The sequence below is a fragment of the Pseudoxanthomonas kalamensis DSM 18571 genome, assembly GCF_010211745.1.
GTDB lineage: Bacteria > Pseudomonadota > Gammaproteobacteria > Xanthomonadales > Xanthomonadaceae > Pseudoxanthomonas_A > Pseudoxanthomonas_A kalamensis.
In genome coordinates, this window is record NZ_PDWQ01000005.1 from 149,351 (window position 1) to 160,475 (window position 11,125).

General features: G+C 67.8%; 10 protein-coding genes. 4 read left to right on the plus strand and 6 right to left on the minus strand.

Features of this window, described 5'->3' with window-relative positions:
- Positions 1–79: 79 nt before the first annotated feature.
- Both CSC70_RS11180 and CSC70_RS11185 read right to left on the minus strand, forming a co-directional pair.
- Positions 80–1,465 carry a glutamine synthetase family protein gene (locus CSC70_RS11180; protein WP_246189407.1) on the minus strand — a complete coding sequence of 462 codons (1,386 nt, stop codon included), beginning with the start codon at positions 1,463–1,465 and terminating at the stop codon, positions 80–82.
- Entirely contained in the window at positions 1,462–2,268 is an 807-nt protein-coding gene (locus CSC70_RS11185; RefSeq protein ID WP_162456705.1) for a gamma-glutamyl-gamma-aminobutyrate hydrolase family protein, read from the minus strand. Before CSC70_RS11185 ends, CSC70_RS11180 begins: the two co-directional genes overlap by 4 nt.
- Positions 2,269–2,476: 208 nt before the next feature.
- On the opposite strand from CSC70_RS11185, the gene CSC70_RS11190 reads away from it, so the two are divergent.
- The 4 genes from CSC70_RS11190 (at position 2,477) to CSC70_RS11205 (ending at position 6,673) form a co-directional block, all read left to right on the plus strand.
- The gene (locus CSC70_RS11190) at positions 2,477–3,871 is read left to right on the plus strand and encodes a glutamine synthetase family protein (RefSeq protein ID WP_162456706.1); all 1,395 of its coding nucleotides are present in this window, start codon (positions 2,477–2,479) and stop codon (positions 3,869–3,871) included.
- Positions 3,868–5,154, plus strand: a complete 1,287-nt coding sequence (locus tag CSC70_RS11195) for an NAD(P)/FAD-dependent oxidoreductase (protein WP_162456707.1) — start codon at positions 3,868–3,870, stop codon at positions 5,152–5,154. Before CSC70_RS11190 ends, CSC70_RS11195 begins: the two co-directional genes overlap by 4 nt.
- 56 nt (positions 5,155–5,210) lie before the next feature.
- Entirely contained in the window at positions 5,211–6,095 is an 885-nt protein-coding gene (ligD, locus tag CSC70_RS11200; RefSeq protein WP_162456708.1) for a non-homologous end-joining DNA ligase, read from the plus strand.
- 113 nt (positions 6,096–6,208) lie between these two features.
- Complete coding sequence (locus tag CSC70_RS11205; RefSeq protein ID WP_162456709.1) at positions 6,209–6,673, plus strand: bacteriohemerythrin; 465 nt, start codon at positions 6,209–6,211, stop codon at positions 6,671–6,673.
- A gap of 6 nt (positions 6,674–6,679) precedes the next feature.
- Here the strand turns inward: CSC70_RS11205 and CSC70_RS11210 are convergent, their stop codons facing one another.
- From CSC70_RS11210 to msrB, 4 genes are all read right to left on the minus strand, one after another.
- Positions 6,680–7,963 (minus strand): MFS transporter, encoded by a 1,284-nt coding sequence (locus tag CSC70_RS11210; RefSeq protein WP_162456710.1) that lies wholly within the window; start codon positions 7,961–7,963, stop codon positions 6,680–6,682.
- 70 nt (positions 7,964–8,033) lie between these two features.
- Positions 8,034–8,789, minus strand: a complete 756-nt coding sequence (gene msrA, locus CSC70_RS11215; protein WP_162456711.1) for a peptide-methionine (S)-S-oxide reductase MsrA — start codon at positions 8,787–8,789, stop codon at positions 8,034–8,036.
- A 28-nt stretch (positions 8,790–8,817) separates the two neighbouring features.
- Entirely contained in the window at positions 8,818–10,554 is a 1,737-nt protein-coding gene (locus CSC70_RS11220; protein WP_162456712.1) for a cytochrome c biogenesis protein DipZ, read from the minus strand.
- Positions 10,555–10,593: 39 nt separating this feature from the next.
- The gene (gene msrB, locus CSC70_RS11225; protein WP_162456713.1) at positions 10,594–11,115 is read right to left on the minus strand and encodes a peptide-methionine (R)-S-oxide reductase MsrB; all 522 of its coding nucleotides are present in this window, start codon (positions 11,113–11,115) and stop codon (positions 10,594–10,596) included.
- Between the last annotated feature and the right edge of the window lie 10 nt (positions 11,116–11,125).

An 11,125-nucleotide genomic window follows, 5' to 3' on the forward strand; every position in this document is an offset into this window, starting at 1 on the left:
TGCATTGCCGGGACGTCGCCGTCCGCGACCTGGCCCGCCGCACGGACCGGTCGCGGAGCGCATCCGCCCCTGCGGGATTTCACACGTTGAGCAGCAGGAACTCACGTTCCCACGAACTGATGACACGGAAGAAGGTTTCGTATTCCTTGCGCTTGACCGAGACGTAGGCGCGAACGAAACGCGGCCCCAGCAGGGTCTGCAACGGGTTGCTTTCGGCCAGCGCGTCCAGCGCCTCGCCCAGCGAGCGCGGCAGGTCGAAACCGCTGTCCTGCGCGCTGGCGGTCAGCGGCGGGGTCGGCTTGAGCTTCTCGCGGATGCCGAGCAGGCCGCAGGCCAGGGTCGCGGCCATCGCCAGGTAGGGATTGGCGTCGGAACCGGCAAAACGGCTTTCGACACGGGTGTTCTCGCGCGTATCCATCGGCACGCGCAGGCCGCAAGTGCGGTTGTCGTAACCCCAGTGCACGTTCTTCGGCGAGACCTCGCCGAACATCAGCCGGCGGTAGGAGTTGACGTTGGGGGCGAAGAACGCCATCGCCATCGGCCCGTACTTCTGCAATCCGGCCAGATAGTGGAAGAACATCGGGCTGGGCTTATCGTCGCTCTTGCCGGCGAACACGTTGCGGCCCTTCCTGGTCTCCACCACGCTCTGGTGGATGTGCATCGAACTGCCCGGCTCGTTCTCCATCGGCTTGGCCAGAAAGGTGGCGTAGACGCCGTGGCGCAGCGCCGCCTCGCGCATGGTGCGCTTGAACAGGAACACCTGGTCGGCGCGCGACATCGCGTCGGAATGGATGAAGTTGACTTCCAGCTGCGCCGCGCCGGATTCGTGGATCAACGTGTCCACGTCCAGTTCCATCGCATCGCAGTAGTCGTACATCAGGTCGAGGATCGGGTCGAACTCGTTGACCGCGTCGATCGAATACGACTGCCGCGCCGTCTCCGGGCGGCCGGAGCGGCCGGCCGGCGGCAGCAGCGGGAAATCCGGATCGGTGTTCTTCTGTACCAGGAAGAATTCCAGCTCCGGCGCCACCACCGGGCGCAGGTCGAGGTCCTCGTAGGCGTTGAGCACCCGCCGCAGCACATTGCGCGGCGCCAGTTCGTGCGGCTTGCCGTCCTTGGTCAGGCAATCGTGGATTACCTGCGCAGTCGGGTCGGTCGCCCACGGCACCATCCGCACGGTGTCGGCGTCCGGGCGCAGGAACATGTCCGAGTCCGACGGCGAAGTCAGCTCGTAGTAGTCCTCCGGATATTCGCCGGTGACGGTGGTGGCGAAGATGCCCTCGGGCAGGCGGGTGCCGTAGTCGTGGCTGAACTTGTCGGCCGGGATGATCTTGCCGCGCGCGTTGCCGGTGATGTCCGGCACCAGGCATTCGACCTCGGTGATGTTGCGTTCCTTCAGCCAGCGCCGCAGCGCGCTTTCGGTCTGCTCGGGCGTGCTCTTGCGATGGGATTGGCGCTGGCTCACGCGATCGCGTCCTCGGTTGCGTTGCATTGACCGGACACCGTGCCCTCGCCCGCCGCACGCCGACGGGCGTAGGCCCGGCAAGCGTCGCCGAAGGCGCGGAAGATGCCCAGATAGAAGGGGTTTTCGGTGACCTGCCACTCGGGGTGCCACTGCACGCCGAGCAGGAAGCCGTCGCCGGCATGGCGGAAGCCTTCGATCAGCCCGTCCGGCGCCACCGCCTCGACCTTCAGTCCGCGACCCAGCCGGGCCACGCCCTGTCCGTGCAGCGAGTTGACCTGCACCGACGGCGTGCCGGCGATGCCGGCGAGGATGCCGCCCGGGTTCAGCGTCACCGTATGTGCCGGCGCGTACTGCTGTTCCAGCGGCGCGTCGGGGTTTTCGCGATGATCCATGAAGCCGGGCACCTCGTGCACCTTCTGGTGCAGGCTGCCGCCCAAGGCCACGTTCACTTCCTGGAAGCCGCGACAGACCGCCAGCACCGGCAAACCCAGTTCCAATGCCAGCGAAATCAGCGGCAACGTGTTGGCGTCGCGCGCCGGATCGTGCAGGTTGCCTTCGTAGCTGGGCTCGTCGGAATAGTGATGCGGCTCGATGTTGCTGACCGCGCCGGTCAGCAGCAGTCCGTCCAGCGGTTCCAGCAACTCGCGCAACGGCAGTCCGGGTTGCAGGGCCGGCAGCAGCAGCGGCAGCGCGCCGGCGCCATCGACCACCGCGCGCACGTACTTCTCGCCGGTGGCGAGAAAGGGGTGCTGGCCGATGAGCTTGCGATCGGTGGGCAAACCGACCCGTGGCGCGCTGGCCATGGAGACGACTCCGAGGGACTTGCGGCGAAGTTAACCCGGCTGTTTTATTTTTACAACACGTCACACGAATTCGGCCTTGTGACGCCCCTTAATGATGCGATGCAGCACCATTTTCGGGCGTAATACGCGTTATCCGTGATTTTCACGTTGAGTATTCTTGACAGCCGGAAGCTCTGCTAAGCTCGTCCGGAACCCTCGTGAAACCATCATGACCCCAGCCTCCGATACCGCCTCCCCCATCCCCGGCAACGTCGCCGCCGACGACCTGTCCACCCTGCAAGGCATGCCCGACTGCGAGCAGGTCGATCTGCTGCTGTTCGACATGAACGGCCTGCCGCGCGGCAAGCGCATCGCCCGCGAGGCGCTGGAAAAGGTCTACGCCAACGGCGTCTGCCTGCCGATGTCGCTGATCGCCACCGACATCACCGGCAATACCGTCGAGGAAACCGGGCTGGGCTACGACATCGGCGACGAAGACCGGATCTGCCGCCCGGTGCCCGGTTCGCTGCGGCCGGTGCCGTGGTCGCCGCGACCGATGGCGCAACTGCTGCTGGGCATGGAGGACGCGCAGGGCCGGCCGTTCGAAGCCAATCCGCGCGAAGTGCTGCGGCGGGTGCTGGAGCGCTACGCGCAGCGCGGGCTGAAACCGGTCGTCGCGGTGGAACTGGAGTTCTACCTGCTCGACCGCCTGGCCGACGCCGACGGCCGTCCGCAACCACCGATCAACCCGAACACCGGCGGCCGCAACCGCAGCACGCAGGTCTACTACATGGACGACCTGGACGACTATCGCGGTTTCACCGACGCGGTCGCCACCGCCTGCATGGCACAGGGCATCCCCGCCGATACCGCGGTCGCCGAATACGCGCCCGGCCAGTTCGAGATCAACCTGAAACACCGCGACGACGCCCTGCTCGCCTGCGACGAGGCGATCTGCCTGAAGCGCGCGATCAAGGCGGTGGCGCAGCAGCAGGGCCTGCAGGCCAGCTTCATGGCCAAGCCCTTCGTCGAGCAGGCCGGCAACGGCCTGCACATTCACGTCAGCGTGCTGGACGCGGCCGGCGACAACATCCTGGCCTGCACTCCGGAAGCGCCGTCCGATGCCCTGCGCCATGCGATCGGCGGCCTGCAGCGCAGCGCGCGCGATTGCCTGCTGCTGTTCGCCCCGCATGCCAACAGCTACCGGCGCTTCGTACCGAACGCCTTCGTCCCGCTCAACGACAGCTGGGGCTTCAACAACCGCAGCGTGGCGATGCGGGTGCCGTACAGCGACCCGGCCAACGTCCGCGTCGAGCACCGCATCTCCGGTGCCGACGCCAACCCCTACCTGGTCGCCGCCGCCGTGCTCGCCGGCATGCTGCACGGCATCGAGAACGGTTTCGACCCCGGCCCACCGATCGTCGGCAACGCCTACGAGCAGTTGGAGAACCGCAGCCCGTTCTGGCACGAGGCGATCGACGACTTCATGGCCAGCGACTTCATCGCCGAGCAGTTCGGCGAAAGTTTCCGTCACGTGTATGGGCAGCAGAAGCTGAAGGAACTGCGCACCTTCTACGTCCAGGTCACCGATCTGGAATACGCGTGGTACCTGCGCTCGGTATGACCGCGACCCCAGCGCCCTATCCACCCAGCTGGTACGCCGCCAGCGCCGAGCCACTGCCGTTGCAGCCGGCGTTGCAGGGCCGCATCGACGCCGATGTCTGCGTGCTCGGCGCCGGCTATGCCGGACTGGCCGCCGCGCTGGAACTGGCCGAGGCCGGTTACAAGGTGGTGGTGCTGGAAGCCGAGCGGATCGGCTGGGGCGCCTCCGGCCGCAACGGCGGCCAGGCCATCGCCGGCTTCGGTTGCGGCGAGTCCAGGCTGGAGGCGCTGGTCGGCTTCGACGATGCGCGCAAGATGTTCGACCTGTCGCTGGAAGGCCTGCGCTGGCTGCGCGGGCGCATCGAGCGCCACGGCATCGACTGCGACTGGCGCGACGGCCACGCCACCGTGCCGATCAAGCCGCGCCAGCAGGCCGAAGTCGAAGCGGCGATCGAGCACTTCCACACTCGCTACGACTACCCCGTGCAGTGGTGGGACCGCGAGCGCCTGCGCGAGCAATTGGCCAGCGACCGCTACCTGGGTGCGATGTACGACCCGCAAAGCGGCCACCTGCATCCGCTGCGATACGCGCTGGGTCTGGCCCGCGCGGCGCTGGACGCCAGTGTGCGCATCCACGAGGGCTCGAAGGTGACCGCCCTGCAGCACGGCGCGCGGCCAGTGTTGCGGACCGCGCACGGCGAAGTGCAGTGCGAGTTCGCCGTCATCGCCGGCAACGCGCTGATGCACGGCATCGCCCCGGAACTGGAATCGCGGATCATGCCGGTCGGCACCTACATCGGCGCCACCGCGCCGCTGGGCGAGGAACGTGCACGCGCGCTGATCCGCAACGACATGGCGGTGGCCGACACCAACTGGGCGCTGGACTATTTCCGCCTCAGCCGCGACCACCGCCTGCTGTTCGGCGGTCGCGCCAGTTATTCCACCCTGCCGCCGCCGGACCTGCGCGGCACCATGACCCGGCGTATGCGCGCAGTGTTCCCGCAGCTGCACGACGTGGAGATCGAATACGTCTGGGGCGGCATGATCGACATTTCGCTGAACCGCGCCCCGCACTGGGGCCGACTGCGCGACAACGTGTACTTTGCCCAGGGCTTTTCCGGCCACGGCCTGATCGCCACCGGGCTGGCCGGCACGCTGATCGCCGAGGCCATCCGCGGCCAGTCCGAGCGGCTGGACCTGTTCGCAAGAATCCCGCACCAACCGTTCCCCGGCGGTCGCGCGCTGCGCACGCCACTGCTGGTCGCGGCGATGGCCTGGTACAAGCTGCGCGACGCATTATGGTGAGCCCGACATAGTCGCCACGCTATGCTGGCAGCGTCACACGATGCCGGGCCAGATGCGTGCAAAAGGTTCCGCCACTGCTGCTCGAAGGTGTGCGTTTCGACAAACCCGAACGCCTCGCCTATCCCGATGCCGGCCTTCGTCTGGGCGACGTGGCCCGCTATTACCATGCGGTGGCGCCGCGCCTGCTGATGGAAGCCGCCGGGCGCCCGCTGTCGCTGCTGCGTTGCCCGGACGGGATCGCCGGCGAATGCTTCTTCCAGCGCCATCCCGGCGCCGGCATGGGCGATCGCGTCCATCGCGTGCCACTGCGCGAGAAGGATGGCGATCTCGCCGACTACCTGTATATCGACGATGTCCGCGGCCTGCTGCAGCTGGTCCGGCTGGGCGCGTACGAATTCCACGCCTGGGGCTCGCCGGCTGCAACGCCCGATCGCCCGGACCGACTGGTCTTCGACCTGGATCCCGGCGCCGGCGTGCCGTGGACCGAACTGGTTGCCTGCGCGCGCCTGATCCGCGACCGGCTGCAAGCACATGGCCTGCGCAGCTTCGTGCGCCTGAGCGGCGGCAAGGGCGTGCATGTGGTCGCGCCATTCGCACCGGGACCAGACTGGATGCAGGCCAAGGCGTTCTGCGAACGCATCGCGCGCGGACTGGCACGCGAGCAACTGCAACGCTACGTGGCCAGCGCCGGCAAGCGGCTGCGCACCGGTCGCATCTTCATCGACTGGCTGCGCAATACCCGCAGCGCAACCAGCATCGCCAACTGGTCGCTGCGCGCCCGTCCCGGCGCACCGGTCGCCATGCCGTTGCGCTGGGACGAACTGGGCGCCAGCCGCAGTGGCGGCGACTACCCGATGGCACGCGCGCTGCGACGTGCGTCACGTTTGCGCAGCGACCCCTGGGATGGCATCGCGACGCTGCGGCAATCGCTGCCGGCCTGAGACGCAACGGATCCACCGCACGCTCTGATCTGGATCAATGCCGCCATCCGACCCGACACCTAGAGTCCCCGCCGAACATCGCGCCGCATGCGCCGATCCACAGGGGACATCCGATGGCATTGCTTATCTGGCAGGACAATCTCAACACCGGCATCGAGATCATCGACGGGCAGCACCAGCGCATCGTCGAAATGATCAACCAGCTGCACAACGCGCAGGTCGGCGGCCACGGCAACGTGCTGGTTGGCGAGGTGCTGGACGAACTGATCGACTACACGCTGTCGCACTTCGCCTTCGAGGAAGAGCTGATGGAAGAAGCCGGCTACCCGTTCCATGCCGCACACAAACGCGTGCACGACATTTTCACCAAGCGGGTCAGCGAATACCGGATGCGCTTCCAGTCCGGCGAGGACGTCACCGACGAACTGAAGGGCATGCTGTCGCGCTGGCTGTTCAACCACATCCGCAGCGACGACAAGGCCTACGCGGAAACGGTCAAGCAGCACCTCAACCACTTCGCCCGCACCCACCAGGAAGGCGGCTGGCTGGGCCGCACGCTGAAGCGGCTGTTCAAATAATCGGGCTCAATCAATGCCGCGGCGCGGCACGAACAGCAGCGCCAGCAGGGTCAGGCCGGCCATCCCGGCCAGGTAGTAACCCACCGACGCCAGGCCATGCCGCTCGCCCAGCATGGTGGCGATGTACGGCGCCGGCGAGGCGCCGATGATGCCGGCCATGTTGAACGCCAGCGAAGCGCCGGTATAGCGCACCCGGGTCGGGAACAGCTCGGACAGGATGGTGCCGCAGGGTCCGTAGGTCAGGCCCATCGCGCCCAGCCCGATGGCGAGGAAGGCGAGCACGCCCCAGTCGCTGCCGGATTCGAACAGCGGCGCGAAGGCGAAGCCGAACAGGATGATCAGCACCGTCGCCGCGACCATCGCCTGCCAACGCCCGTAGCGGTCGGCGTACAGCGCCGACAGCGGGATGGTGGCGGCGAAGAACAGCACCCCGACCATCTGCAGCAACAGGAAGTGTTCGCGGCCGTAGCCCAGTTTCGAAGTGCCCCAGCTCAGCGAGAACACCGTCATCAGGTAGAACAGCACGAAGGTGGCGACCAGCGCCAGGGTGCCGGCCAGCAGCAGGCCGGGATGTTCGCGCAGCACCGTCAGCATCGGCAGCTTGGCGCGTTCGCCGCGCTCCAGGGTCTTCTGGAAATCCGGGGTCTCGGTGATCTTCAGCCGCACCCACAGCCCGACCATCACCAGCGCCGCGCTGGCCAGGAACGGGATGCGCCAGCCCCAGGCCATGAACTGCGCATCGTCCAGCAATTCGGTCAGCAGCAGGAAGATTCCGGTCGAGCACAGGAAACCGATCGGCGCGCCGAGTTGCGGAAACATGCCGTACCAGGCGCGCTTGCCCGGCGGCGCGTTCTCGGTCGCCAGCAGCACCGCGCCGCCCCATTCGCCGCCCAGGCCCACGCCCTGCCCCAGCCGGCACAGCGCCAGCAGCAGCGGTGCGGCGATGCCGATCTGCCCGTAGGTCGGCAACAGGCCGATCGCCACCGTCGAGATGCCCATCGTCAGCAAGGCCGCGACCAAGGTCGCCTTGCGGCCAACGCGGTCGCCGAAATGACCGAACAGCGCCGAGCCGAACGGCCGCGCGATAAAGGCCAGGGCGAAGGTGGCGAAGGATTTCAGGGTCGCCGAGGCGGCGTCGCCCTCGGGGAAGAACAGGTGCGGGAAGACGATGACCGCCGCGGTGGCGTAGATGTAGAAATCGAAGAACTCGATGGTGGTGCCGATCATGCTGGCGAACAGCACCCGAGCCTTCGAGTTGCCCGCGGGATGGGCGGCGTGCGTGGCGGTCATGCATCATCCGGTGTGCGAAACCGGGCGATTCTGCCAGATTCGCCGCGCCGCCGCCTTTCGGCCCGTCGGTTCACCCGGCCGGATTCACCAGCACCGGGGCATCGCGGTAGTACTGCGGAAACACCTTCTGCAGCTGCCGCAGCTTGGGCGCGTCGTGGAACATGATGTACGGCGAATGCGGATTCCGGGTCATGTAGTCCTGGTGGTAGTCCTCGGCCGGGTAGAAGGCCGTGTACTTCTCCACGTTGGTCGCCAGCGGGCGCGGAAAATACTTCGCCGCGTCGAGCTGCTCGATGTAGGCATGCGCGACCCGGCTCTGGGTCGGCGTGGTCGGGAAGATCGCCGACCGGTACTGGGTGCCCACGTCCGGCCCCTGCCGGTTCAGTTCGGTCGGGTCGTGGACCACGCCAAAGAAGATCCGCAGCAGGGTGCCGTAACTGACCTCGGCCGGGTCGTAGGTGATGTACACCGACTCGGCATGGCCGGTGCGGCCGCTGCTGACCATTTCATAGCGTGCATGGCTGGCGTTGCCGCCGGCGTAACCGGACATGACCTGCTTGACCCCGCGCACATGCTGGAACACGCCCTGCACGCCCCAGAAGCAGCCGCCGGCGAAGATCGCCACCTGGTTGCCGGGCTTGCCGACCGCTTCGTCCAGTTCCGGCGCCGGCACCACCGCCATCGGGGTCGCCGCCATCTTGCCGTCGTCGCGATCGGCGCCGTGGCCGCTGCACTGCCAGACCAGCAACGCCGACAGGGCGATCAGCCCGCCGATCAGATAGCGCCAGCCGCGCCCCCTCGTCATCGTGGTGGAAACATTGCTCATGATTCACACTCCTTGTCCGTTGCCGTCTTCAACCGAAGGTGAAGGCATAGGCCGCCGCGCCGGGGTCGAGGAATTCGATCTCGAACGTGCGCTCGCCGATCTCGCCCGGTTGCCGCAGCAATTGATAGAGGCGTTGTTCGGTCACCGTACCGTTGCCGTCGGCGTCCACGTCGACCCCGGCCGCCGCACCCGGCGCCTGGCCGTCGATGCGCACGCGGAAACGCACCGGCGTGCCGTCCGCGCCCGGACCCAGCACCAGGTGCAGGTCGCGGGCCTGGAAACGGAAGGCGATCCGGCCACCCGCGCCCGCGTCCACCGCACGCTCGGATTCGACCTGCCAGCGGCCGCCCAGCCCCCAGTCGTTCAACGCCAACTGCGCCGGCAGCGCGTAGTCGACTGCGGTGTCGCGCGCGACCGGCCCGGAGGCGAAGTTCTGCGCGCGCCGGTAGCCCAGGTAGGTTTCGCTCGAGCGCACCTTGTCGAAGTCCGCCGCCTGCTGCACGCCGTCGGCGCGCACCGTCGCCATCGGCGCATCGTCCAGCCCGGACGCGCCGGCTTCGCGCAGCAGCTGGCGGATCACCCGCTCGGATTCGTCGTACTTGCCTTCGCCGAAATGGTGGTAGCGGATGCGACCCTGCGCATCGATGAAGTAGTGCGCCGGCCAGTAGTGGTTGTCGAACGCCTTCCACACCGCATAGTCGTTGTCGATCGCCACCGGATAGTCGATGCCCAGATCGCGCAGCGCCTTGTGCACGTTGTCCACGTCGCGCTCGAAGGCGAACTCCGGCGTGTGCACGCCGATCACCACCAGCCCCTGCTCGCGGTACTTGGCCTCCCATGCCTTCACGTACGGCAGGCTGCGCAGGCAGTTGATGCACGAATAGGTCCAGAAATCGACCAGCACCACCTTGCCGCGCAGCGCGGCGGCGTCCAGCGGTGGCGAATTGAGCCACTGCACCACACCGTCCAACGGCGGCATCGCACCCTCGTCGCCCAGCGATTCCGGGTCGCTCATCCGCGCCATTCCGGCCACCTGATCGGAACGCCCGCCAAGCTTCTCGACCAGCGACTGCTCCAGTCCGCCGGTCGAGGCGGTGGAGATGCGCGCCAGCACGCCGGTGTCCAGACCGAAGGCGATCGCCAGCGCGCCCAGCAGCATCGCCGCGCCGAGGCCACGGCGGATCCATTCACCCACGCCCAGCGAGCGCTTCATCGCCTCGAACACCTTGCCGCCCAGCAGCAAGGCCAGCGCCAGCGAGGTCGCCGCGCCCAGCCCGTAAGCCAGCAGCAGCAGGGTCGAATCTGCGCTGGCGCCCTTCACCGCCGCGCCGGTCAGCACCAGGCCCAGGATCGGCCCGGCGCACGGCGCCCACAGCAGGCCGGTGGCGATGCCGAGCAGGAACGAGGCGCCCGGCCCGATCCCGCCCTGCGCCTGCGCCTTGCCGTAGATGCGGTTGCCGACCCGGACCAGCGGGCGCGACAAGCGCGTGGCCAGCGACGGGAACAGCAGGCTCAGGCCGAACACCGCCACCAGCGCCAGCGCAATCCAGCGTCCGTACTGGTTGGCCGCCACCACCCAGCCGCCGCCGACCGCGGCCAACGTGGCGACCAGGGCGAAGGTCGCGACCATGCCGGCCAGCAGCGGCAGGCTGCTGCGCCAGAACGGCTGCCCGGCGCCGGAAAACACGAACGGCAGCACCGGCAGGATGCAGGGGCTGAGGATGGTCAGCACGCCACCCAGATAAGCCAGCAGGAACAACAGCATGTCGCTTCCTCGTGATCGGGAACGGAACCGCGGCGGCGCTCAGACCAGCGCCGGCTGCGGATGGAAACTCATCGCTGCGCCGTTCATGCAGTAGCGCAGGCCGGTCGGTCGCGGACCGTCATTGAACACGTGGCCGAGATGGCCGCCGCAGCGACGGCAATGCACTTCGGTGCGGACCATGCCCAGGCTGCGGTCGCTGCGCGTGCCGACCGCGTTCTCCAGCGGCTGCCAGAAGCTGGGCCAGCCGGTGCCACTGTCGAACTTGGTGCGCGAGGAAAACAGCGGCAGCGCGCAGCCGGCACAGGCGAACACGCCGCCGCGGTGCTCGTCGTTCAGCGGGCTGGAAAACGGCCGTTCGGTGCCGTGCTCGCGCAGCACGTAGTACTGCATCGGGCTCAGCCGGCGCTTCCATTCGGCATCGCTGTAGCTGATCTCGAAGGTCTCGGCCTCGCGTGCCTGCGCCTCGGGCGCGCGTACCGCCAACCGCAGCAGGCCGGCGCCGCCCAGCAGCGCGGCTGCACTGCCGCCCGTCGCGATCAGGAAATCCCTTCGGCTGCTCATCGTGTCCACC

Coding starts and splice junctions, on each gene's coding strand:
- CSC70_RS11185 (WP_162456705.1), bottom strand. CDS start 2,268: ATGGCCAGCGCGCCACGGGTCGGTTTGCCCACCGATCGCAAGCTCATC.
- CSC70_RS11190 (WP_162456706.1), top strand. CDS start 2,477: ATGACCCCAGCCTCCGATACCGCCTCCCCCATCCCCGGCAACGTCGCC.
- CSC70_RS11195 (WP_162456707.1), top strand. CDS start 3,868: ATGACCGCGACCCCAGCGCCCTATCCACCCAGCTGGTACGCCGCCAGC.
- CSC70_RS11205 (WP_162456709.1), top strand. CDS start 6,209: ATGGCATTGCTTATCTGGCAGGACAATCTCAACACCGGCATCGAGATC.
- CSC70_RS11210 (WP_162456710.1), bottom strand. CDS start 7,963: ATGACCGCCACGCACGCCGCCCATCCCGCGGGCAACTCGAAGGCTCGG.
- msrA (WP_162456711.1), bottom strand. CDS start 8,789: ATGAGCAATGTTTCCACCACGATGACGAGGGGGCGCGGCTGGCGCTAT.
- CSC70_RS11220 (WP_162456712.1), bottom strand. CDS start 10,554: ATGCTGTTGTTCCTGCTGGCTTATCTGGGTGGCGTGCTGACCATCCTC.
- msrB (WP_162456713.1), bottom strand. CDS start 11,115: ATGAGCAGCCGAAGGGATTTCCTGATCGCGACGGGCGGCAGTGCAGCC.